Here is a 23,145-nt window from a genome sequence, read left to right as displayed (position 1 = left end):
ATTAATCAGAAAGATTTATGCTGGACGTACTTTATATTGAAGACAACAAGGATGAGATCAACATCTTTGCCCGGCTATTAAAGAAAATAGATCAGCCCTATACCTTTCAGCTGTTTGAGACGGGGGGAGAAGCGCTGAATTATCTGTTGGAAAAGGGACCTTTCGAGGGGCAGCTGACTTTTTTGCCCAAACTCGTTATGGTTGACCTGAACCTGCCAGGGTTAAACGGATTTGAGGTGTTACAGCAACTACGGGCAAACAAACGGACCAAATATCTGTCGGTGGTGGTCTATAGTACGTCCGAAAGCCCGACGGATATCCGCCGCGCTTACGAGCTTGGTGTCAATGCGTATGTTATTAAACCAGGGGGCTATCGGGCATTGAGCCAGACAATGTTGCGGGTGCTGGATTTCTGGATCAATGAAAATCGCGTTGACCCGCATACGGGCCGCGCACAATACTAAACGTTATGTCTGTCTTAGCAAGATTAAAAGAAGAAACAAAATCGCTGCACGAAATGACCGAGGCGCTGTTACTGGGCCCACGGATTATGGCCGGTGAGCTAACCCCGGATGAATATAAACTCCTGCTGGCAGTCAATTTTGCTTTTCATGCGCCTTTAGAAGCCGCTATCCGGCAACATGCCGGTTTTTTTGCCGGCTACGAAGCTACGCAGCGCCGGAAAACACCGGGTTTGCTGACAGACATCAAAGCGATGGATGAAGAGTTACCGGATATCGATATGGATTTTTTCCGGAACTGGACCCCTTACCAGTTGCTTGGAGCAGCGTATGTGGCCGAAGGGTCGACACTCGGAAGCCGGTTTATCAGTAATGCGCTGAAGAAAAACCGGCATTTACCACAGGCTGCACAGCATTCGGCTTTTTATGAAGGATATGGCCCTGAAACCGGAAACCGGTGGCAGACCTTCAGGAGCTTTTTGTCGGGTTTGGCAATCGGACACGAAGATCAAGTTGTCGGGGGAGCATTAGCGGCCTTTCAGGCATATCGTGAACTGTTTCTGTCCCTTTCTACACCCGTTGAACAACCTGAACGATTTGTCTGATTATGAGTTTACGCCTGTCTGTTTTATTATACGATGATGATGCCGATATGCGGGAGTTAGTGCCCAGAGTGCTGCGTAAGCAGTATGATGTCATCACCCAATCCCGTTTACAGGATGTGGTGGCAGAAGTCCGTCATCTGAAACCGGATCTTATTCTGATGGATTATTACATGCATACCTCTGACAGCAGTGCCGTAATCCGTAAACTTAAGTCGGATCCGGCAACCGTGCATATTCCGATCATTTTGTTTTCAAGTCATAAACACGGCGACCGGCTGGCCAATGAGTTGCCGGTAGACGGTTTTTTGCCCAAGCCGTTTTCGCTGAACACCATCCGTACCTGTGTGGCAGAAGTCCTGGACCGTATGGCCGTTCCGGTTAATCAGCCTCGCTGAGGCTGGCTGTTGCCGGGCTATTTCCTCTATTCACATTCTGTTTAGAATCATTAACAAGCTGTTAACAACTGGATTTGGAATTTATCCCGTTAATTGTGCTGTTATTCCCATGGTTTATGAACAGAACAGAATTTTTACGGGCCATCGGCTTGCTAACCACCGGAGGAGTAGCTATGAACTTACAATCCTTAAAGAATATTACGGATCCGTTTCTGAAAACGGAGACAATGCCTGTGTTATTTATTGGCCATGGTTCGCCAATGAATGGCATAGAAAATAATGCATTCAGCCAGTATTGGGCAACGCTTGGCAAGGAAATACCGACCCCAACGGCCGTATTGGTTGTCTCTGCCCACTGGCTGACACGTGGCACCCACGTGACGGCGATGGAGCATCCCAAAACCATCCATGACTTCGGCGGCTTTCCGCAGGCGTTATTTGCCGTGCAGTATCCGGCACCGGGCAGCCCCGCCCTGGCCCTCGAAACGCAGCAGCTTATTAAATCGACGCCCGTTGGACTTGATCACGAATGGGGCCTCGACCACGGGACCTGGACCATCGTGCGCCACATGTACCCACAGGCTAATGTCCCTGTTTTACAGCTAAGTATTGATTTTTATAAACCCGCTCAATACCATTATGATCTCGCTAAGGAGCTGACCGCGCTCCGTAAAAAAGGCGTGTTGATTATCGGTAGCGGCAACATGGTGCATAACCTGAGGATGGTAGCCTGGAATAAACTGAACGAGCCGGAATACGGTTTCGACTGGGCCCACGACATGAATAACCTGTTTAAAAAACACATTACCGCAGGTAGTCACAAGCCGCTGATTGAGTATGAGTCGATGGGACAGGCCGCCAAACTGGCTATCCCGACCCCCGACCACTACTATCCGCTGCTGTATACGCTTGGTTTGCAGGATAAAAACGATGCGGTCTCGTTTTTCAACGACCGTGCCGTTGGTGGCTCGCTGACCATGACCTCTGTTAAAATCGGCTGAAAACGAATTACTTAAATCCTGTAATACACAAAAATCAACCAATCACAATGAAAATGAAACAACTTGCCCTTGCCTTAGCGGCAGCTATTCTGCTGGCCGGAACGTCTGCTTCTGCCACTACCAAAACACCTGCGGGTATCGAAAAAAAAGCGAAAAAAGCCGCAACGTATACCGTTGACGTAGCAAAAAGCAGCATCGGCTGGAATGCTAAAAAAGTTGGCGGAGAGCACAGTGGTACAGTCAATTTCTCGAAAGGCGAGCTGACCCTTGACGGCAATAAGCTGACCGGCGGCAGTTTCGTAGCCGATATGACGTCGATCAAAGACACCGACATCACCAACGAAGGCATGAACGGCCGTCTGGTGGGTCACCTGAAATCAGATGATTTCTTCTCGACCGAGAAAAACCCGACATCGACATTTAAAATCACTAAAGTGGCCCCGATTGCCGGTGCGGCGGCGGGTGCACCCAACTACACGGTATCGGGTGACCTGACCATCAAAGGCATCACAAAGCCGGTAACTTTCCCTGCGGTGGTGACCGTATCTGGCAATACGGCAGAAGCATCAGCCAAAGTTGAAATCAACCGGGTTGATTATGACATTAAATACCGCGCGGCTATCATCGGTACGGCCGCCGACAAAATCATTGACGATAAGTTTACGCTGGACCTGAAAATGGTAGCTGGTAAGTAAACCGGATAGGCTGAATACTGGATGATCCGGATGCTTGATACTGGATACTTGTAGTGGTGGCACAATTTTAAATTACGATTTACAAAGTACGATTTACGATTTAAAAAGATGCAGAAAACTGTGTAGCTGCTTTCTCGCATCATTCATATCGTAAATTGTCCTTCGTAAATCGTAATTAGTTATAATCCCACGAAATAATCATATCCCCGTTCGTGCCAGAAGTCGCGCGGGCGTTGGTCGGTGAAGAAAATACGGCCGATGCGCTTAAGGTTTTTGACCCCGTATTTTACCGGAATCAGCAGCCGCAACGGGGCGCCGTGCGGACCGGTCAGGGGTTGCCCGTTCATTTCGTAGGCAAGCAGGGTCTGCGGGTGCAGGGCACTTTCGATATCCAGCCCGACATAATAGCCGCCGTTGGGCGTTTCCAAACCCACATACTGATACCAGTCTCCGGCCGATTGTGCCGGGTGGCCGCTGCGGGTGCCGACTCCGTATTTCGCAACGAAATCAGCAAAGCGGGCGCCACCCCAGTGCTGAATCTGACTCCAGCCTTCGACACACTTAAACTCAATCACCTGCTCTACTTTAGGCAAGGCTTTAATGTCTTCCAGCAACAGGGTAAAACGGCGGTTGGCCTCGCCGGAAGCGGTCTGCTCAACCTTGAGTGACCAGGTTGCGGGGTCAAAATCGCCTTTCATACCATCCGAGCCGTTGACCCGCACCTTTTTGGCGGCATCTTCGGGCGGAAACGTAGGCGCAAGGTGATTATGGCTCAGAAACAGACTCGCAATCGCTTCGTTGCCACCCAGTACGGTCCGGAACGTTTTGGGTAAACCGTTGACTTTGGGCTGCTGCTGAATCCATTTCCAGACACCAAACGGTACAAGGCTTGCCGCCCCGAACAGGGCAAAGGCCTTGATGGTGCGCCGGCGGATTTGCTGCTCCGTGGTCAGTTCGTCGCGTTCGGGCAGGTTAGGCATCTGTTCGTTCTGATTGTCCTGTGTTTCCATAATCAATTACATCAAAGCCTGCGACCATACTTCTGAAGTTGTTCCATCCGGCGCGGATGACCTGTAGAATGTGTACGACAAAAAATAAAAGGTAGCCCATGGTCAGCGCAAAATGAATAACCCGCGCCGACGTGTAGCCGCCAAACAGCCAGGTGACCCACGCAAACTGGATGGGTTTGTAAATGGCCAGACCGGTAAGTAACGAGCCCAGCCCCATCAGAATCACACCCGAATAGGCAATCTTCTGGGCCGCATTATACTTGGTTTGCAGCGGCGCTATTTTCCGGATACCCAGATCGTGCAGCACCACGTCCCACGCCTCCCGGAAGGAATGCCGGTCGGGGATAAGATAGCGCCATTCGCCCGAAAGCCAGGTATAACCCACATAGAATAATCCGTTGAGCATAAACAGCCACATGAACACAAAATGCCACGCCATGCCTTCGGCCAGACGCCGCCGGAGCTTCAGGGCAATGAACAGCCAGTCGGGGAAAAATTTGACCAGCACCCAGTCACCTACCTGAATTTTATAGGGGTGATACGCCCAGTAAATCAGAAGCCCGCTCCAGATCATGATGCCCAGCAGCGGGAAGTTGACCCAGTGAAACCACCGGATAGCCAACGGGTGTTTATTGTCAATGATCCGCTTCATTTGTATAAAATGTATGATGAATAATGAACAATGGAAAATTAACGTGTATAAACGCGGGCCTCGTGGTAGCCATTATACATTATTCATTTTCCATTATTCATTCATTTTAATACCTGCACCTCAACAGCCGAACTATCATAAACGCGGTGGGTTGCTTTCTGAAAGTCTGCTTCATCGGCCTTGAAGATGTTCGGTACAAACTTCTGCGGATTGCGGTCGATGAGCGGAAACCAGGTGCTTTGTACCTGAATCATGATCCGGTGCCCTTTTTTGAAGGTATGCAGCACATCCTGTACGCGGAAATTCACGTCGGTTACGTTGCCGGGCTCAAACGGCTCGGGTTTCTCAAACGAATTCCGGAAACGGCCCCGCATCACTTCCGACCGTACCATTTGCTGGTAGTTGCTCAGGTGAACGGTCTTGTTGGGCATGTAGGCATGGTCCGGTTCGTCGGCCGGATACACATCGATGAGCTTAACCACCCAGTCGGCGTCGGTGCCGGTTGTGCTTACTTTTAGTTTGGCCGTGATCTCGCCGCCAAGGGTCAGGTCGTCGGTCAGTGGTTCGGTCTGGAAAACCAGTACATCAGGGCGGCGGGCCGCAAACCGCTGGTCTTCCGACATGTAATTAAAGGGCGTAAAGCCTAACATCTCGGCGTAGTTTTCGCTGCTTGGCACCGGCTTCATCGGATCGCTGACAAATTCTGAATAGCCATTGCCTGCACTGCTCGCCAGTTTACCGGTCGACGAAAGGTAGAATGTCAGATTCTGCGCGTCTTTGGCCGGCCATTTGTCAAAGGTTTTCCATTCTTTTTTACCCGTATCAAACAAGTACGCATCCGGCAGGCCGGTTTTGCCGTCGCCCGTCCCTTTCAGGAAATGGCTGAAGAATTTCGCCTCAATGTTCCGCTGGTAGAAGGTGGCAATGCTGTCGCCGAAATACACGTTGCTGTGGAGCGTATGACCGGTTTCGGCCGACCAGCGGCCGTGGCCGAACGGACCCATTACCAGGGTATTATACGTGTTCGGGTTGTTTTTTTCGATGGTTTTGTAGACGTTCAACGGACCATACAAATCCTCGGCATCGAACCAGCCGCCGACGGTCATCACAGCATGGTTGATATTTTTGAGATGAGGCAGGATGCTGCGTTTCTGCCAGAATTCGTCGTAGTTCGGGTGTTCGACGGTTTCCTTCCAGTAAAAGTTGTCTTTGTAGTATTTATCCGCGTTTTTCAGCGGGCCCAGGTCATACTGCCACTGGTAGCCGTCTTTGGTGCCGGTTTTGATAAACTCGTTGTTATACCACGCCTCCGTCGTTGGCTTCGGGTGTTGCAGGCCAAAAACGGGATACGTGAAAATATACGACTGAATAAAGGCGCCGTTGTGGTGGAAGTCGTCGAAGAAGAAGTCGGAGACCGGTGCCTGGGGCGAAGACGCTTTCAGGGCCGGATGCGCATCGACCGCACCGGCGACGGTATAAAAGCCCGGGTAGGAGATACCCCACTGGCCGACGCGTCCGTTGTTGAATTTCACGTTTTTCAGCAGCCACTCAATGGTATCGAAGGTGTCGGAGCTTTCGTCGGGCGATCCGGCCGTGGTGGCGGGAGCCGGTCCTTTCCTGCTTCCTTTTTTAGCGGGAGCCGGTGCCGGATCCGGAATATTGGGCGTCATGTTGGTCCAGGTGCCTTCTGACATCCACCGGCCGCGAACGTCCTGATAAACAAAGATATATTTGTCGCGCATCAGCGTTGGCGACGGGCCGAGGCGCTGCGGATACTGGTCGGGGCCGTAGGGTGCCACGCTGTAGCAGGTCCGCTGCATCAGAAACGGATAGGTATTGGTTGCCGATGCGTCTTTGGGGACATACACCGCCGTGTGCAGTTTAGTACCATCCCGCATCGGAATCTGGTACTCAAATTTCTGGTACGTATCCCGTACGAATGTAGTTTGGGCAAAGGTGCTCAGGGCCACCAGGCAGCTCATGAGCGTCAGGAAGTAACGATTCATGTGTTGACGATAAAATTTAAAGCAATTTCTGCAAAGTCAGCCACAAAAACACCAATGCCCGTGCGTAGATTAGGGAATATGCTTCTTAAGTTGGTGTGTCGGTGTCGGCCGGTTTCACCCAGACCTCCATATTGTCTAATGTCATCGGCCCGAACTGGGTCACAAAAGCAACGTCGGCGGCATCACGGCCATAGGCTACGCTGATGCGGTTTCCTTTGGGTACGGCCTGGGTGGCATCGAACGTATACCAGCGGCCGTTGACAAATGCCTCAAACCATGCGTGCAGATCCATCGGGTCCAGCTCGTGCAGGTAACCGACCACCATCCGCGCCGGGATGTTGAGGCTGCGGCACAGGGCAATGCCCAGATGGGTAAAGTCGCGGCAGACACCAATGCGGTTTTCGAGCGTTTCCAGGGCTGACGTCTGGGCATTGCTGGTGCCATATTGATAGGTAATCTGTTCGTGAATCCATTTCCGGATGGCTTCCGCCTGATTGTAGCCAGGTAACAGCCCGTCTACGATAGCCGCTGCCTGTTTTGCGATGGCCGGTTGGTCAGACGGGCAGTAGCGGCTGGCGAGCAGAAAACCCAGAACGTCGGTCGGCAGGTCCTGCACGGGCGTATAGGGTGCACCAACGGCCACATCGATCTCGTCGGCGGTTTCTGCCTGCGTGGAGGTGCTGACCGTGAACGGCCCGGCCGGAACGACCAGTCGCTGACAAAGATTACCGTAGCTATCGGTGAATTCGGTGACGGGAACAACGGGATCGATCAGGTATTGATCACTGACGATCCACTGCGCATCGCCCGAGCGGGGGCGGAGCATCAGAATGATGGGTACATCGGCTTCGGCCGTAAACCGCAGCTCGCACCCTGCCTGTATTTTCATAACGTATCGTAAATGTCTGTTCGCAGAGCCGCAGTATCCTGCGGTTCTACAGTTGGTTATCGTTTCCTGTAGTTATCGTCTGCTGTGGGTATCCACCAAAAGTTGACGGAGTTTTCATGAGATACAGAGGAGTAACTGTTTGGCGGAAAAAATGTTAGAAAAAATAAAAATTAGATAACCGAAAAATAAACGGTTGCTGCGTTAATGTTGCTTTGTTGTATAAAAAACGACTTATTTGAGCATGCATTAATACAATGAAATGATTCCACAGCAGAAACTTTTACGCCTCTTTACGTTGATCCGCCTGTTAAAGCAGCCCCACACCATTGGTCAGTTGGCCGTACTGCTGGAAACGAATGTCCGGACGGTATACCGTTATCTGGCGCTCCTGGGTGAAATTGGGTATTTAATTGATAGTAACCCGCAAACAAACCAGTATTTTTTATTTGAGCCTGGCTCAACGGCGCGGCCCCTGTTTACGCCGGAGGAGACGGCGGAGCTGCAAAAGTTACTGGCATCGCTTCCGCCAACCCATACCCTGGGCATGAGTATCCGGCGTAAACTGCATATGTCTGGGGAGTTGGTGCCGCTGGCTGATGAGTTGCACGACCGACATCTGGGCCGGATGATTGACCGGTTGAATCAGGCGATTGAGGAGCAGAAACAGGTCCGGCTGGTGAAATACCAGTCAGCGCGTTCGAATACGATTTCGACGCGGGTTATTGAGCCAAAGTGGTTTACCGATAATTACGCCCTGCTGTGGGCGTATGATCACGAGAGCGCTGAACGGAGGAGTTTCAAGATCAGCCGGATGGAGGATGTAGAAGTACTGACCGTTGATGCTACACATGCGGTGGCCGAACCGGTTGTCGATGCCTTTGGCTGGTCGGGGGCTGCCCCGATTGTGGTGACCCTGCAGCTGAGTTTGCGGGCTTACCGGCTGCTCTACGAAGAGTATCCGGCTGCCCGTGCGTTTCTGCTGCCACAGCCTGACAGTTTGTTCCCTTACGTGTTTCGGGGCGAGGTGTACAGTTATATCGGCATTGGCCGGTTTGTACTTGGCTTGCCGGGCGAGATCAGGGTGACGGGGCCGGCCGGGTTCCGGGATTATCTGGAAGGGCGGGTAGGGGAGCGGTTGTGGTGAATGGGGAGCAATACACTCGCCTGTGAGCACTGTGACACAAGTTGTCACAGCCTTTTCTGACCTTTGAAAAAAAATAATGAAAGCTGACTTACCTTTTTAGACGTCGGCAGATTAAGGATAAAAGATATAAAATATATGCACACTTATGCAGGATAAAGCAATAGCTGCAATTGGACGCCTGACTCTTCAAAAAGAGAGTCAAGCGGAGCCATACATGTTGTATGTTCAAAATATGTTCCCTGGCATTAACTACGATATGATACTGGCGGTTTTCTCGCTTACTGAGCAAGATGGTCAACAAAGTTGCCAATTTAGAGGGGTTGACGTTGAGAAAGTGAGCGAGAAAACCTATCAAAAGTATCTGTATAGGGGGGGATCGTCACGAGGTGGCGATATTACGTTTACGACAAAAACAGGAGACTTAACAAAGAAATTAAATACTCTGCTAACAGTTCAGTTAAAAAATGTGATTGCTTTAAGTCGTGTATTAAACTTTCAGAAAGACCTAAGATTATTATTGGCCTTACAACATCGACTTACTGTTGAATATGAAACTGTTCTCGAATCCTTGAAAAGTGCTTATGGGCAAATGGATAAAAAGCGGCAGCAGTCGTCCGGATTTAGTATCTGTTTTGAGTCTGATGGTACGCGTTTGTATTTGTCTGATTTTCCTACTTTTCAACAACAGGTTTTACTCAGTGGTACATCGGGTAAATCAGAGAAATACGGCGTAAGCTCACAGGGTAAAGACCAGTTGTGTTCAGTCTGTCTCAAAAAGAAACCGTTGTTACATGGGTTTGCTTCACCGTTTAAGTACGCTACGGTCGATAAACCGGGGATGGTAAGTGGATTCTTTGATCAGCGTGGAAACTGGAAAAACTACCCCATCTGCTCGGACTGTTCTCTGGAGTTCGAACATGGACAGAAGTATGTCACCCAAAAACTAAAACGGTATTTCTATGGCAGTAGCTATTTCGCCATTCCTAAAACGATTTTACGTACCGATACCAAGGGTTTGGAAAAAGCTTTAAAGTTAATCACAGGACTGGAGTTCCAACTGTCAGAGGCTGAAAGAGAAAAACGGGTAGAGGATCGGATTATGCAGGAGATAGGTAAAGCAGATAATTACTTCACGTTAAATCTGCTTTTTTTTGAAGAGAATCCAACCACGAAAGCAATAAAAATAAGGCTGTTGCTCGAAGAGATTTTACCTTCTCGTTTTCGTAAGTTGTTTTCCGAAGTTCCGGCAGCTGTTAACTCTAGCCCTTTGTATAAAGCGGCCTATCGCATCAAGAAAGAACCGCAAAATCTAACCTTTTCGTTTGGGCTTTTCAAGCAATTCTATGAAGATGACTTCTATGGAATTATGAATGATGTATTTGTTGGACTTCCAATTAACCAACAGACGTTATACAGCCGTTTCATGGCGCAGATTCGGTCAAACTACAATAAAGCACAAACATCAGAAGGATACCTTGAACCTACTGGTTTAACTATTTTAAAAGCTCACCTTCTGATTAACTACCTTACTCAGTTATCACTCATTACCACAAACCAAACCATACTTATGCAAGCTGAAGATTTAACTGAAGAAACCCGTATAGAGGAAAAATACGGACGGGCGTTCGATGAAAATCTGTTTCGACAGTTCGTTGCAGATAATCCAAGTTTTTTAGATGATAGTTACAAAGTAGGCATTTTTGCTGTAGGCGTTCTGGTAAGACTATTACTTAATATTCAGCAACGGGAATTAGGTGGGACGCCTTTTGAAAAAAAATTAAAGGGATATAATCTTAACCCGGAAACGTTGAAAACAGTCTATCTTGAAACGATGGCTAAATTAGTGCAGTACCGAGATTATGGCAGGCGTTATGAACCATTGAGTCAAATCATAAGTGAATATTTTACCTTAAATAGTCATAAACTGCCGTCTATCTCCAACAACGAGTTGTCCTTCTATTTTGTGGCAGGCTTAGAAATGGCCTACCGCTTCCGAATTGAAAAAACAGAAACTAACGAAAACAAAACTAATAATTAAGAGACATGGCTACACCGCTAAGTAATCGTACTGAAATTCTTTTTCTCTACGAAATCGAAAATGCAAATCCTAATGGTGATCCGTTGAATGAAAACCGTCCGCGCTACGACTCCGAAGAAAACCGTGTTTTGGTATCGGATGTTCGCTTAAAACGTACAATACGCGATTATTGGTACGAGTATAGAGGCTATAATGGTACGAACGGGAAAGACATTTTCGTCCGCGAAACAACATACCAGGATGGGGACAAAACATACATTGTAGACGGTAAGCGTCGGGCAAAAGCGTTTCAAGAAAAGCGCGAAACGGTTTTGGCTCAGTGCATCGACGTTCGAACTTTTGGGGGCGTTTTACCCTTGGATAAAGATTCTATTACGTTGGTCGGCCCTACTCAATTTCAAATGGGTAAGTCGTTGAATAAAACGGACATTGTGACAGAGCAAGGTACTGGTGCATTTGCTTCGGGAGATAAAAAAGGACAAGCTACCTTCCGAACAGAATACAAAGTGCCTTATGCACTTATTGGCTTTAACGGAATTATTAACGAGAAAGCTGCTGCTTACTCATTAATGTCTGGAGAAGACAAGGACTTATTACTGGAAGGTATTTGGGAAGGAACCAAAAATCTAATTTCACGCTCTAAATTCGGTCAGACTCCCTTACTTCTCCTAACGGTTGATTATAAAGAGCCATTCTACATTGGAGGTTTACGACAACGATTGAAACTTATATCGGAGAAGAACGAAATGCAATTACGTAGCACGGATGATTACATACTTGACGTAAATGAACTGTTAGCTGAGTTAGGGCGCAACAAAGGTAAAATCAGCGGGGTAACGGTACGGATCGATCCACGGCTGAAAACGTCGCAGCTTTTGAACAATGGCCCGTTATCACTATGAATAACCGGCTAATCGTCTTTGAATTATCGGGCGAGTATGGCCATTTTCGCAAGTTCAACACAACCACTTCGCCCCTGACCTACCCAATTCCAACCCGAACAGCATTAGTTGGGTTGTTGGGCGCGGTGCTTGGTATTGAGCGCGAAAAGGCCCCCGGTCACTTTCCGGTTAGCATAATACCGGTTCAGGAGTTGTTTAATAGCACCGTTTGTGGTTTGACTATTCAGTTGCTTTCACCAGTAAAAAGGGTGAATATCGGTTTCAACTTACTTGATACAGGAAATTCCTTTTTTGAAATAAAAAAAAGTGGACGAACCCAAATTGAGTTTGAACTGCTGAAAAATCCAGCATTTCGGGTATTTGTGCAGCATCAGGACACTGCTCTGTTTGACAAGCTGGCTGACAGGTTGGTAAATGTGGCACATCATTTTACGCCTTATCTCGGCTTAAGTCAGTTTACGGCTACACTTAAAAATGCCGTTGTATGTCCGGTAAAGCAGGGGTCGGGATTGGGAGGTAAAATATCTATTCAATCGGCCGTGAATCTGTCTAAACTGACGGCTAACCCGCCGATTGAATTTAGCCAGACTGCTCATTATTACGTCGACACTATGCCAATTGAGCTATCACGCGACCGTGTGGTGACTCGCTATGGCGAGGTACTTGTTGATGCTGACGGCAAAGCCGTTTCTGTATACACCGACCATTGGTTTGAAACGCCTGATTTTGGCAATATCCTTTTTCTCTAATGCTTTATTCACACCCTGGCGTTCCGCTAATTGTTCATTTGCGGCAGGTAGCCGAGTCATGTCGTCAATTATTGCAAAGTCGAAAAACAGTATTCGACCTTCCTAATGGTTTGCTGGCTGACTTAGGCTACCTTGCCGGGGTTACCCATGATATTGCGAAAGGAACGCGCTATTTTCAACATTACCTGCTTTCACCTGACCACAAGGTTACCGGCCCCAAAGAACACGCCTTACTGTCTTCATTACTAGGGAAGATGGTTGTTGAACAGTATTTAGCCCCATTTGATCTTAGTGAAATAGACCGTCAACTATTGCCATATTTGGTGTTTACAGCCATTAAACGGCACCACGGGAATTTAAAAGATTTTACAAAAGAGTTATTTCTGGAAGAAAAAGCGGCTATCTTATCGGAACAAATTATAGCGTTTCAGGATGAAACAGAGGTGCAGTCTATTTTGGATGAACTACTTTTGGTAGTAAACTTTTCCTTTGATTGGACGGTATTCAAAGATTATATTCAGAAAGAAACATACTTGGATGAGTATGCCGATTTCTCACTTGATTTTTTTGACCTCGGTGACTATGAAGACCTACCTGCCGAAGCCAAAAATCGTTATTTCTACTGGCATCAGTTGTTTTATGGGACATTGCTGCTATCCGACAAGTCGGACGTTATTTTGAAAGATATTGAAGTACCCCTGTCAGTACAACCGTCTTTAATTGCTTTAGAATCATACCGACAGAGAAAAGGCTTTGATTTCCCTCAGACTAGCCTCGACGAATTAAAGAATCAGGCATACCATGATACCTTACGTGAATTGGAAAATGTCTTTCGGCCCGAGCAGCATTTGTATTCTATTACATTACCTACAGGCTTAGGCAAAACCTTGACCTCATTGGCGACTGGTTTGGCTTTGTTGCAGAAATTAGGACCTTCATTTGGACGACTGATTATTACAATTCCGTTTACATCTATTATCGATCAGAACTTCGCGGTTTTTCAGGATGTGTTTGGTAACCCAACCTCAGACGTTCTACTGAAACACCACCACTTAGCCGAACCTGCGTACAAGGTTGGAGACGATACACTTGATCAAGATAAAAGCCAGTTTCTAATTGAAACATGGCAGTCGGGCATCGTTGTCACTACATTCGTACAGTTGCTTGAAACGCTGTTCTCTAATGACAAAACCAAGTTGCTTAAGCTGCCTAATCTGGCTAACTCTGTTATAGTACTGGACGAGGTTCAGCAGGTAAAGTATGAGTTGTGGCCATTAATTCGGCAGGCATTCAAAACATTGGGCGAACGCTACAACTGCTATTTCATTTTGATGTCGGCTACTCAACCGTTGATTTTCATCCCCGATGTGGAGATTAAGGAGTTGGTGCCAAACTACCGTAGTTACTTTAAAAGCCCTCATTTTAATCGAACTATCCTTATCAATCGTACTCGGCAAGAAGTTAGCTTTTCAGGGTTTAAGCAGGATGTAATAGATTACTGTAAAAACAATTCAGCTAAAAACGTTCTGGTAATTCTAAATACAAAACAGTCAACTTTAGAGTGCTTTAAGGCTGTTGCAGCTGAATTGGACGGAGAAACGACAGATGTTTATTACCTGACAACGCTCATTACCCCATACGAACGGAAAAGAATAATTGATCGAATTAAAAACTACAACGGGCCAAAACAGCAGGTCATTATATCTACCCAACTTATAGAGGCCGGAGTTGATATCTCGGTACATACTGTTTTTCGAGCAATGGCTCCTCTGGATTCTATCATTCAAGCAGCTGGTCGGGCAAATCGGTATAATGAGAAAGAAACTAGTGGTGAAGTGTTTCTATATGCCATCGCTGAGATGCGTCGGGCAAGTGGGATGGTATATGGTGGCGACCTAATGGTAAAAACCACCAATGTGTTAAAGGGCATGTCAGAAACAGACGAGCATGGTTATCTAGCATTAATTGAAGCGTATTTTAAAGAAGTCAAGAAACAAGCTGATGTCCTTATTTCACCTGAACTAACAGCCTTGCAGGCATTGGATTTTGAAAAAGTTGGAGCCTTTAAGTTTGTTGAAGAACAAGATACAGAATCAATTTTCGTACAGTTGAATGAAGAAGCTGAGCAGCTTTGGAATCAATATGTTGCTATTCTTGATAAAGTTGAACTTAAGCCTTATGAACGCAAGCGTGAGTTTGCTCTAATTAAAGCAAGGTTTTATGAATACGTTGTAAATGTTCCACTACCTTACTTACCAACTGGAGGTAAAGCCCAAAATATTGTTTTTGATACACCCAAGGAAGAAAAATATTTCTTCTACGTATCTAAGAGAGCGAATCCATCGGCTTGCTACAAGTACGAAATGGATGACTTTCGACACAATTCAGGATATATTCCAATTTCACAACCATTAACTTTTATATTATGACCACCGCCATCCTTTCCCAAACTCGTATCCCCATAACCACCATTACCTTTCCCGAAGTTGCGTTGAAAACCCGTGATGCGCATAAGCTCAGGGGGTATTTCGGGGAACTGTTCCGCGACCATTCGCCGTTGCTGCATAATCATTATGAGGATGGCAGTTTCCGGTATGCCTACCCGCAGGTGCAATACAAGGTGCTGAACAAAATACCTACTCTCGTCGGCCTCAACGAAGGCGCCTCCCTGCTGGCTCAGTTGTTTCTCACCATGCGGCACCTCGATATCGACGGCACCGCCTATCCTATTCTGAGTAAACACATCCGCCACGAACAGGCTACCATCGGGCTGAGCGAGGACCTGCACCAATACCGGTTTCAGACGCTCTGGATGGCCCTCAACCAGGCAAACTACCAGGACTACCGCCGCCGCGAACCAGCCGAACAACAGGCACAACTGAAACGGGTACTGATTAACCAGATACTGAACGTATTCAAGGACATTGGCCTTTGGCTGCAACCGCAGGAACGGGTGCTGGTGAGCCTGAACGTAGAAGAACGAACCACCCAATTTAAAAATCAGACCATGATCGCGTTTACCGGTAGTTTCACGACCAACGTCCTCTTGCCCGACGGCCTCGGCCTGGGCAAAGGCGTTGCCCGGGGATTCGGAGCGCTCTCAACGAGTGAACGAACGAACGAGCGAACGAGCGAATAGCTCTCTTCGCGCCCCGCTCGTTCACTCTGCCACTCGTTCACTCTTTCGCTCTTTAACCCATGCAACTCCACATTAATACATACGGCACCTATGTACACGTCTGCGATCAGATGTTTGAAGTGCGTCGCCGGCTTGACTCAGGGGAAGTCGAGAAAAAGCCGTTTTCGGCGCAGAAAGTCACCCATATTATCATGACGACAGGCACCTCGCTCAGTGCCGATGCCATTAAACTGGCCATGATCCATAACGTAGACATTGTGTTTGTGGAGCAGAGCGGCGACCCCATCGGCCGGGTCTGGCACGCCAAACTGGGGAGTACCACCCGCATCCGGAAACGTCAGCTACAGGCGAGTTTGTCGGTGGTTGGTGTGAGCTGGGTCAAAACGTGGCTGCTCACCAAGATGGACAATCAGCTTCAGTTTATCAAAGACCTGAAGAAACACCGGCCACAACACGCCGATTTCCTGGCGGATAAGCTGACACGGATCGAGGCCTTGTGTGTGTCGGTAAATACGCTGGAAGCTCCGCAGGTTGCTGCCATTGCCGAAACGTTGCGGGGACTGGAAGGTACGGCCGGCCGGTTGTATTTCGAGACGCTGAGTTATGTCTTGCCGAAAGAATATCAGTTCAGCGGGCGGAGTACCCGGCCGGCCAGGGATGCGTTCAATGCCTTCCTGAACTACGCCTATGGTATCCTGTATGGTAAGGTAGAGAAAGCGCTGATGGTGGCGGGAGTGGATCCCTACCTCGGTTTTCTGCACCGCGATGACTACAATCAACTCAGTATGGTGTTCGACTTCATTGAGCCCTACCGGATATATGCGATGAGGTAGTTTTCCGGCTGTTTTCGGCCAAAAAGGTGAACAAAGCCCACACATCGCCCCTGACCAACCGCAACGGAGAGGCCGGTACGAGTCTGAATGCCGAAGGGAAGGCGTTACTGGTGGGGGCGTTCAACGACTTTATGGACAAGGATACGATCCGGTACCGTGGCCGGAATCTGGTCCGTAGCCACTGTATTCAACTGGACGCCCATCAGTTTGCCAATGCGTTGATTAAGGAAGACGGGGCGGGGCCGGCCGACAGTACTGCATAGGATAACAGGTAGAGAAATACCTTTTTCAACAACACATACATATCGTTTTGTTATGATTATCTGGGTTTTATACGACATCGTCAAAGACCGTTCCCGGACGAAGGCGGCTAAATGCTGTCAGCAGGCGGGGCTGTATCGGGTACAGTTTTCCTGTTTTCTGGGTACGCTGACACCAAACCAGAAAGACACCTTACGGCTTCAGCTGGAAGACCTGATTGATGAGGAAACGGACAAGGTTTACCTGTTTCCGATGAGTCGGGGCGAGCTTCAGCAAACCGATTTATTGGGGCAGGCCTTCGACAAGAAACTGGTTACCGACGAAATCAGGGCTTTATTTTTTTAGACGGGAATTGTTTACCAGCCATGAGGTTACGGCTATGACTCTAACACCATCACACATTATTGAATATTTGTTTTGTCCGCGGTTTACCTATTTTGAGTATGTCCTGCGGATACCGCAGTACGAGGAAAAGGACTACAAGGTAATGCGGGGCAGGCAGTTGCACGACGACCGGCTGGAGCAGAACAAGGAGTATCTGCGGAAGCGGTTGGGAGTAGTGGATAAGCATCTGGATCAGTACCTGACAAACGATCTGATCCGTGGTCGGGTCGATGAGGTGTTGGTCTTGTCGAACGGGGAATATGCGCCGCTTGATTACAAATTTGCCGAGTACAAGGACAAGGTTTATGAGACCTACCGGACGCAGTTGTACTGTTATGCCTGGCTGATTGAGGAAAACTTCGGGGTGAAGGTCCGGAAAGGGTTTCTTGTGTATACGCGGAGCCGGCATAAGGTAGTGGAGGTTGCGATCAATCCGGAAGATGTAGAGGAAGTAAAGCGGGCAGCGCGGTCAATATTTGCGATTATTGATGAAAATAGTTACCCGAAAGCTACCAGATACAAAGCCCGTTGTGTAACTTGTACGTATCGGAATTTGTGTATCAAATAACGTCGTTCCGGCCGGTAATTTATTTGAGCCGGTCGTTTTTTAAGGGGTATTCATTTAATGGTCAGTGGGTTACGTTTCCGGAAAATGGGCAAAAAGGAGTTTCAAAAACGTTATTTGACATATTGTTTTACTCAAAAAGAGGAAGCGTCAATATGGGGTAAGTTGTTGTCTGTCTGCGGTTTACGCACCCGGACGGCTCCGTGAGCATCATCCAGCAAAAGAAGGATTGAAACACGACACCGATGATATGCCCGCGCTGAAAGACACGTCTCCGTGAGCATCATCCAGCAAAAGAAGGATTGAAACTAACACAGTGATGTATAAGTAAAACACAGATGTGTGCTCCGTGAGCATCATCCAGCAAAAGAAGGATTGAAACCCAGGAAAGCAAGTTTTGTACGAACGGTTGCAGGATCTCCGTGAGCATCATCCAGCAAAAGAAGGATTGAAACTTGAAGAAGAAACCGATTCGTCACTGATTCATAACACTCCGTGAGCATCATCCAGCAAAAGAAGGATTGAAACCCTTTTTTTGCAGGGCAATCGCCTGCGTGCAGCAGTCTCCGTGAGCATCATCCAGCAAAAGAAGGATTGAAACTGATTTTCCCACAGTGCCGCCAGTGCCCGTGTGGGCCTCCGTGAGCATCATCCAGCAAAAGAAGGATTGAAACTTCACATTTGACCCGACAGACCCAAACTCAGCTAACTCCGTGAGCATCATCCAGCAAAAGAAGGATTGAAACTGTGCCCTGCCAATTACCGCGTTTGTCCGCCGGTAGCTCCGTGAGCATCATCCAGCAAAAGAAGGATTGAAACGAATTAGCCCGACTTGCATTCAGGCCAACAATAACCTCCGTGAGCATCATCCAGCAAAAGAAGGATTGAAACACTATTTCACCACGTCGGTTCACTTCCAGAAAGCGTCTCCGTGAGCATCATCCAGCAAAAGAAGGATTGAAACTGATTTTCCCACAGTGCCGCCAGTGCCCGTGTGGGCCTCCGTGAGCATCATCCAGCAAAAGAAGGATTGAAACTTCACATTTGACCCGACAGACCCAAACTCAGCTAACTCCGTGAGCATCATCCAGCAAAAGAAGGATTGAAACTGTGCCCTGCCAATTACCGCGTTTGTCCGCCGGTAGCTCCGTGAGCATCATCCAGCAAAAGAAGGATTGAAACGAATTAGCCCGACTTGCATTCAGGCCAACAATAACCTCCGTGAGCATCATCCAGCAAAAGAAGGATTGAAACACTATTTCACCACGTCGGTTCACTTCCAGAAAGCGTCTCCGTGAGCATCATCCAGCAAAAGAAGGATTGAAACAGTGTAGCCCCGATCACATAGGCATCAAGCAGGCGAACTCCGTGAGCATCATCCAGCAAAAGAAGGATTGAAACTGTACTAGAATATTTAGCCGACGGATCAACCAAAACCTCCGTGAGCATCATCCAGCAAAAGAAGGATTGAAACCCCGAATCCCGAGTTTGTGGCGTGGGTGAAAGGGTTCTCCGTGAGCATCATCCAGCAAAAGAAGGATTGAAACACTTCTTCACCACGTCGGTTCACTTCCAGAAAGCGTCTCCGTGAGCATCATCCAGCAAAAGAAGGATTGAAACTGTACTAGAATATTTAGCCGACGGATCAACCAAAACCTCCGTGAGCATCATCCAGCAAAAGAAGGATTGAAACCCCGAATCCCGAGTTTGTGGCGTGGGTGAAAGGGTTCTCCGTGAGCATCATCCAGCAAAAGAAGGATTGAAACACATGGAGTTCAGGGCGCAGGAAAAATCATCAGCCTCTCCGTGAGCATCATCCAGCAAAAGAAGGATTGAAACTTCAGAAAGAAGCCGTTACTATCATCGAGCAGGCGTCTCCGTGAGCATCATCCAGCAAAAGAAGGATTGAAACGATTAAACTTACACAAATATAGTAAAAAGTTTCTGCCTCCGTGAGCATCATCCAGCAAAAGAAGGATTGAAACCCTTCAGCTGGTTGAACAGCTTCGTGGTATCAGAAACTCCGTGAGCATCATCCAGCAAAAGAAGGATTGAAACCTCAGTAGTGCCGCGTTCAGCTCCCCGGAACGCTGTCTCCGTGAGCATCATCCAGCAAAAGAAGGATTGAAACGATTAAACTTACACAAATATAGTAAAAAGTTTCTGCCTCCGTGAGCATCATCCAGCAAAAGAAGGATTGAAACCCTTCAGCTGGTTGAACAGCTTCGTGGTATCAGAAACTCCGTGAGCATCATCCAGCAAAAGAAGGATTGAAACTAGCGATCGAACGCTTCAACGGCTCCCAGATCATGACTCCGTGAGCATCATCCAGCAAAAGAAGGATTGAAACACATAGACGAAAACTGTATCAGTGCATACACGGTGTCTCCGTGAGCATCATCCAGCAAAAGAAGGATTGAAACTTGACGAAAATTTTTCATTCACTGGCTTGAAGGTGTCTCCGTGAGCATCATCCAGCAAAAGAAGGATTGAAACGATTAAACTTACACAAATATAGTAAAAAGTTTCTGCCTCCGTGAGCATCATCCAGCAAAAGAAGGATTGAAACCCTTCAGCTGGTTGAACAGCTTCGTGGTATCAGAAACTCCGTGAGCATCATCCAGCAAAAGAAGGATTGAAACCGATAACCGAGTCGTTCCAGTACCAGATTGCCGCAGACTCCGTGAGCATCATCCAGCAAAAGAAGGATTGAAACACATAGACGAAAACTGTATCAGTGCATACACGGTGTCTCCGTGAGCATCATCCAGCAAAAGAAGGATTGAAACTTGACGAAAATTTTTCATTCACTGGCTTGAAGTTTTCTCCGTGAGCATCATCCAGCAAAAGAAGGATTGAAACGAGAAGTTCTGGAAACTGGAACTCTCAGGGGATGCTCTCCGTGAGCATCATCCAGCAAAAGAAGGATTGAAACAGTTACAGAATGTCACCAAGGCCGAGCTGGGCGNATCATCCAGCAAAAGAAGGATTGAAACGAGAAGTTCTGGAAACTGGAACTCTCAGGGGATGCTCTCCGTGAGCATCATCCAGCAAAAGAAGGATTGAAACAGTTACAGAATGTCACCAAGGCCGAGCTGGGCGTGCCTCCGTGAGCATCATCCAGCAAAAGAAGGATTGAAACTAGCGATCGAACGCTTCAACGGCTCCCAGATCAGGACTCCGTGAGCATCATCCAGCAAAAGAAGGATTGAAACAATCCTTATCGGGAGCCTGATTTGACGCCAGTGTCAACTCCGTGAGCATCATCCAGCAAAAGAAGGATTGAAACCTGCGGTTATAGGCATCTTCGATGGCCTTTACCTCCCTCCGTGAGCATCATCCAGCAAAAGAAGGATTGAAACATATCTGCCTTGCCTCCCCGATCCGTTTCATATCCTTCTCCGTGAGCATCATCCAGCAAAAGAAGGATTGAAACATATCCTGCATGCCCGCGTCGGTTGACAGGGCATTGCTCCGTGAGCATCATCCAGCAAAAGAAGGATTGAAACCCGTTGTCGTCGGTCTTATCACGGTCAAGAACGATTCTCCGTGAGCATCATCCAGCAAAAGAAGGATTGAAACCTGCGGTTATAGGCATCTTCGATGGCCTTTACCTCCCTCCGTGAGCATCATCCAGCAAAAGAAGGATTGAAACATATCTGCCTTGCCTCCCCGATCCGTTTCATATCCTTCTCCGTGAGCATCATCCAGCAAAAGAAGGATTGAAACATATCCTGCATGCCCGCGTCGGTTGACAGGGCATTGCTCCGTGAGCATCATCCAGCAAAAGAAGGATTGAAACCCGTTGTCGTCGGTCTTATCACGGTCAAGAACGATTCTCCGTGAGCATCATCCAGCAAAAGAAGGATTGAAACCCGATCAGCACGAAGAATACAGCGGCAACGGTCCAGCTCCGTGAGCATCATCCAGCAAAAGAAGGATTGAAACTCCAGCAGCTCACCGGCGCCGTAGCGGTGCTTCTTGCTCCGTGAGCATCATCCAGCAAAAGAAGGATTGAAACTGACTTCGTGCGTTTCGTCCACCGTGTAGCCCGTTTCTCCGTGAGCATCATCCAGCAAAAGAAGGATTGAAACCCGATCAGCACGAAGAATACAGCGGCAACGGTCCAGCTCCGTGAGCATCATCCAGCAAAAGAAGGATTGAAACTCCAGCAGCTCACCGGCGCCGTAGCGGTGCTTCTTGCTCCGTGAGCATCATCCAGCAAAAGAAGGATTGAAACCGATACGGTTGCACATACGCTGGTAGGTAAGTCAGTCTCCGTGAGCATCATCCAGCAAAAGAAGGATTGAAACTGTAATACGCCCAGATGAAAACAGGGAGCCATACCGCTCCGTGAGCATCATCCAGCAAAAGAAGGATTGAAACATCAATCCGGCGGGCACCATGTAGAACCGGTACTTTCTCCGTGAGCATCATCCAGCAAAAGAAGGATTGAAACTTTTTCTTCTATACAGAAGTTAGGCGGATTGCCACACTCCGTGAGCATCATCCAGCAAAAGAAGGATTGAAACGGACTTCGTGCGTTTCGTCCACCGTGTAGCCCGTTTCTCCGTGAGCATCATCCAGCAAAAGAAGGATTGAAACATAATGACTGTGTTGAAGAGTTTTCCAATCTTCCGGCTCCGTGAGCATCATCCAGCAAAAGAAGGATTGAAACCTCAGCGTACCAAGCGGCAGCAGCGGCCGTCGGTCGCTCCGTGAGCATCATCCAGCAAAAGAAGGATTGAAACAAGTTTTCAAATTCGTAGGCGGTGCCGTGCTCGCCGCTCCGTGAGCATCATCCAGCAAAAGAAGGATTGAAACATTTGTCCGGCGCGTCACCATCGGTAACCGCCCGCGCCTCCGTGAGCATCATCCAGCAAAAGAAGGATTGAAACCCGACGCGGGGGCGGGCGGCAAGTACAACCAGCGTTGCTCCGTGAGCATCATCCAGCAAAAGAAGGATTGAAACAGGTAGAACGGTAGCTTATCAATGACTCCCTGAAACGCCTCCGTGAGCATCATCCAGCAAAAGAAGGATTGAAACACAATACTGACCGTTTTCAACAGGCTGTCGCCGGTCTCCGTGAGCATCATCCAGCAAAAGAAGGATTGAAACTTTCTATTTCAATCCGGTGCAGAACGTGCCGGTTAGCTCCGTGAGCATCATCCAGCAAAAGAAGGATTGAAACTTTCTATTTCAATCCGGTGCAGAACGTGCCGGTTAGCTCCGTGAGCATCATCCAGCAAAAGAAGGATTGAAACCTTCTACGCTACCTTTAAATGGGTCACAAACGGCGACTCCGTGAGCATCATCCAGCAAAAGAAGGATTGAAACTAGTTATAGCGGGTCCGTACTGTGTGCTTTTCTCCGCTCCGTGAGCATCATCCAGCAAAAGAAGGATTGAAACAACGC

At 48.0% G+C, this 23,145-nt stretch carries 19 protein-coding genes and 1 CRISPR repeat array (1 of these 20 running past the window's edge); of the genes, 15 read left to right on the top strand and 4 right to left on the bottom strand.

The window, feature by feature from the left end; translation table 11 throughout:
* Positions 1-17: 17 nt before the first annotated feature.
* From BLX24_RS16075 to BLX24_RS16055, 5 genes are all read left to right on the top strand, one after another.
* Complete coding sequence (locus tag BLX24_RS16075; RefSeq protein ID WP_071504193.1) at positions 18-464, top strand: response regulator; 447 nt, start codon at positions 18-20, stop codon at positions 462-464.
* A 5-nt stretch (positions 465-469) separates the two neighbouring features.
* Positions 470-1,066, top strand: coding sequence for a biliverdin-producing heme oxygenase (locus BLX24_RS16070; RefSeq protein ID WP_071504192.1), 597 nt, complete (start codon positions 470-472; stop codon positions 1,064-1,066).
* Positions 1,067-1,068: 2 nt separating this feature from the next.
* Positions 1,069-1,461: a response regulator gene (locus tag BLX24_RS16065; protein WP_071504191.1), complete on the top strand. Its 393-nt coding sequence runs from the start codon at positions 1,069-1,071 to the stop codon at positions 1,459-1,461.
* Between the two features lie 173 nt (positions 1,462-1,634).
* The gene (gene ygiD / locus BLX24_RS16060; protein WP_071504347.1) at positions 1,635-2,462 is read left to right on the top strand and encodes a 4,5-DOPA-extradiol-dioxygenase; all 828 of its coding nucleotides are present in this window, start codon (positions 1,635-1,637) and stop codon (positions 2,460-2,462) included.
* A gap of 53 nt (positions 2,463-2,515) precedes the next feature.
* A complete protein-coding gene (locus BLX24_RS16055) occupies positions 2,516-3,157 on the top strand; it encodes a YceI family protein (RefSeq protein ID WP_229201824.1) in 642 nt (213 codons plus the stop codon).
* 179 nt (positions 3,158-3,336) lie between these two features.
* Here BLX24_RS16055 and BLX24_RS16050 read toward each other — a convergent pair whose 3' ends face one another.
* The 4 genes from BLX24_RS16050 to BLX24_RS16035 all read right to left on the bottom strand — a co-directional run bounded on the left by BLX24_RS16050 (position 3,337) and on the right by BLX24_RS16035 (position 7,714).
* The gene (locus BLX24_RS16050; RefSeq protein ID WP_071504189.1) at positions 3,337-4,167 is read right to left on the bottom strand and encodes a molybdopterin-dependent oxidoreductase; all 831 of its coding nucleotides are present in this window, start codon (positions 4,165-4,167) and stop codon (positions 3,337-3,339) included.
* Positions 4,130-4,819 carry a cytochrome b/b6 domain-containing protein gene (locus tag BLX24_RS16045; RefSeq protein ID WP_071504188.1) on the bottom strand — a complete coding sequence of 230 codons (690 nt, stop codon included), beginning with the start codon at positions 4,817-4,819 and terminating at the stop codon, positions 4,130-4,132. Before BLX24_RS16045 ends, BLX24_RS16050 begins: the two co-directional genes overlap by 38 nt.
* Positions 4,820-4,920: 101 nt before the next feature.
* The gene (locus BLX24_RS16040; RefSeq protein ID WP_071504187.1) at positions 4,921-6,825 is read right to left on the bottom strand and encodes a CocE/NonD family hydrolase; all 1,905 of its coding nucleotides are present in this window, start codon (positions 6,823-6,825) and stop codon (positions 4,921-4,923) included.
* An 85-nt stretch (positions 6,826-6,910) separates the two neighbouring features.
* Positions 6,911-7,714: a transglutaminase domain-containing protein gene (locus tag BLX24_RS16035; RefSeq protein WP_071504186.1), complete on the bottom strand. Its 804-nt coding sequence runs from the start codon at positions 7,712-7,714 to the stop codon at positions 6,911-6,913.
* 259 nt (positions 7,715-7,973) lie between these two features.
* Here BLX24_RS16035 and BLX24_RS16030 point away from each other — a divergent pair, with 259 nt between their 5' ends.
* From BLX24_RS16030 to cas4, 10 genes are all read left to right on the top strand, one after another.
* Entirely contained in the window at positions 7,974-8,858 is an 885-nt protein-coding gene (locus tag BLX24_RS16030; protein ID WP_071504185.1) for a helix-turn-helix transcriptional regulator, read from the top strand.
* A gap of 145 nt (positions 8,859-9,003) precedes the next feature.
* The gene (locus tag BLX24_RS16025) at positions 9,004-10,896 is read left to right on the top strand and encodes a TIGR02556 family CRISPR-associated protein (RefSeq protein WP_071504184.1); all 1,893 of its coding nucleotides are present in this window, start codon (positions 9,004-9,006) and stop codon (positions 10,894-10,896) included.
* A 5-nt stretch (positions 10,897-10,901) separates the two neighbouring features.
* Positions 10,902-11,798, top strand: coding sequence for a type I-B CRISPR-associated protein Cas7/Csh2 (cas7b, locus tag BLX24_RS16020; RefSeq protein WP_071504183.1), 897 nt, complete (start codon positions 10,902-10,904; stop codon positions 11,796-11,798).
* Positions 11,795-12,547, top strand: coding sequence for a type I-B CRISPR-associated protein Cas5b (gene cas5b, locus BLX24_RS16015; protein WP_071504182.1), 753 nt, complete (start codon positions 11,795-11,797; stop codon positions 12,545-12,547). Before cas7b ends, cas5b begins: the two co-directional genes overlap by 4 nt.
* Complete coding sequence (locus tag BLX24_RS16010; protein WP_083422011.1) at positions 12,547-14,976, top strand: CRISPR-associated helicase/endonuclease Cas3; 2,430 nt, start codon at positions 12,547-12,549, stop codon at positions 14,974-14,976. The genes cas5b and BLX24_RS16010 overlap by 1 nt, the downstream gene beginning before the upstream one ends.
* Positions 14,973-15,686 carry a CRISPR-associated endonuclease Cas6 gene (locus BLX24_RS16005; RefSeq protein WP_229201823.1) on the top strand — a complete coding sequence of 238 codons (714 nt, stop codon included), beginning with the start codon at positions 14,973-14,975 and terminating at the stop codon, positions 15,684-15,686. The genes BLX24_RS16010 and BLX24_RS16005 overlap by 4 nt, the downstream gene beginning before the upstream one ends.
* Before the next feature lie 59 nt (positions 15,687-15,745).
* Positions 15,746-16,519: a CRISPR-associated endonuclease Cas1 gene (gene cas1 / locus BLX24_RS16000; RefSeq protein ID WP_310590786.1), complete on the top strand. Its 774-nt coding sequence runs from the start codon at positions 15,746-15,748 to the stop codon at positions 16,517-16,519.
* A 26-nt stretch (positions 16,520-16,545) separates the two neighbouring features.
* A complete protein-coding gene (locus BLX24_RS34000) occupies positions 16,546-16,782 on the top strand; it encodes a hypothetical protein (RefSeq protein WP_310590785.1) in 237 nt (78 codons plus the stop codon).
* Positions 16,783-16,834: 52 nt separating this feature from the next.
* Positions 16,835-17,125, top strand: a complete 291-nt coding sequence (gene cas2 / locus BLX24_RS15995) for a CRISPR-associated endonuclease Cas2 (RefSeq protein ID WP_071504180.1) — start codon at positions 16,835-16,837, stop codon at positions 17,123-17,125.
* A gap of 34 nt (positions 17,126-17,159) precedes the next feature.
* The gene (gene cas4, locus BLX24_RS15990) at positions 17,160-17,732 is read left to right on the top strand and encodes a CRISPR-associated protein Cas4 (protein ID WP_071504179.1); all 573 of its coding nucleotides are present in this window, start codon (positions 17,160-17,162) and stop codon (positions 17,730-17,732) included.
* 196 nt (positions 17,733-17,928) lie between these two features.
* Positions 17,929-23,145: a CRISPR direct-repeat array (repeat unit 37 nt; unit sequence CTCCGTGAGCATCATCCAGCAAAAGAAGGATTGAAAC); it runs 2,862 nt beyond the window's last position.

The organism is Arsenicibacter rosenii, assembly GCF_001870735.1.
Taxonomy (GTDB): Bacteria; Bacteroidota; Bacteroidia; order Cytophagales; family Spirosomataceae; genus Arsenicibacter; species Arsenicibacter rosenii.
This window is presented reverse-complemented; position numbering and strand designations above follow the sequence as displayed.

Excerpts from the sequence above, each read along its gene's own strand:
- cas7b (WP_071504183.1), top strand. The coding sequence starts at position 10,902 with ATGGCTACACCGCTAAGTAATCGTACTGAAATTCTTTTTCTCTACGAA.
- BLX24_RS16030 (WP_071504185.1), top strand. The coding sequence starts at position 7,974 with ATGATTCCACAGCAGAAACTTTTACGCCTCTTTACGTTGATCCGCCTG.
- BLX24_RS16070 (WP_071504192.1), top strand. The coding sequence starts at position 470 with ATGTCTGTCTTAGCAAGATTAAAAGAAGAAACAAAATCGCTGCACGAA.
- BLX24_RS16075 (WP_071504193.1), top strand. The coding sequence starts at position 18 with ATGCTGGACGTACTTTATATTGAAGACAACAAGGATGAGATCAACATC.
- cas1 (WP_310590786.1), top strand. The coding sequence starts at position 15,746 with ATGCAACTCCACATTAATACATACGGCACCTATGTACACGTCTGCGAT.
- BLX24_RS16035 (WP_071504186.1), bottom strand. The coding sequence starts at position 7,714 with ATGAAAATACAGGCAGGGTGCGAGCTGCGGTTTACGGCCGAAGCCGAT.
- cas4 (WP_071504179.1), top strand. The coding sequence starts at position 17,160 with ATGACTCTAACACCATCACACATTATTGAATATTTGTTTTGTCCGCGG.
- BLX24_RS16005 (WP_229201823.1), top strand. The coding sequence starts at position 14,973 with ATGACCACCGCCATCCTTTCCCAAACTCGTATCCCCATAACCACCATT.
- BLX24_RS16065 (WP_071504191.1), top strand. The coding sequence starts at position 1,069 with ATGAGTTTACGCCTGTCTGTTTTATTATACGATGATGATGCCGATATG.
- BLX24_RS16055 (WP_229201824.1), top strand. The coding sequence starts at position 2,516 with ATGAAACAACTTGCCCTTGCCTTAGCGGCAGCTATTCTGCTGGCCGGA.
- BLX24_RS16010 (WP_083422011.1), top strand. The coding sequence starts at position 12,547 with ATGCTTTATTCACACCCTGGCGTTCCGCTAATTGTTCATTTGCGGCAG.
- BLX24_RS16025 (WP_071504184.1), top strand. The coding sequence starts at position 9,004 with ATGCAGGATAAAGCAATAGCTGCAATTGGACGCCTGACTCTTCAAAAA.
- BLX24_RS16045 (WP_071504188.1), bottom strand. The coding sequence starts at position 4,819 with ATGAAGCGGATCATTGACAATAAACACCCGTTGGCTATCCGGTGGTTT.
- cas5b (WP_071504182.1), top strand. The coding sequence starts at position 11,795 with ATGAATAACCGGCTAATCGTCTTTGAATTATCGGGCGAGTATGGCCAT.
- BLX24_RS16050 (WP_071504189.1), bottom strand. The coding sequence starts at position 4,167 with ATGGAAACACAGGACAATCAGAACGAACAGATGCCTAACCTGCCCGAA.
- BLX24_RS16040 (WP_071504187.1), bottom strand. The coding sequence starts at position 6,825 with ATGAATCGTTACTTCCTGACGCTCATGAGCTGCCTGGTGGCCCTGAGC.
- cas2 (WP_071504180.1), top strand. The coding sequence starts at position 16,835 with ATGATTATCTGGGTTTTATACGACATCGTCAAAGACCGTTCCCGGACG.
- ygiD (WP_071504347.1), top strand. The coding sequence starts at position 1,635 with ATGAACTTACAATCCTTAAAGAATATTACGGATCCGTTTCTGAAAACG.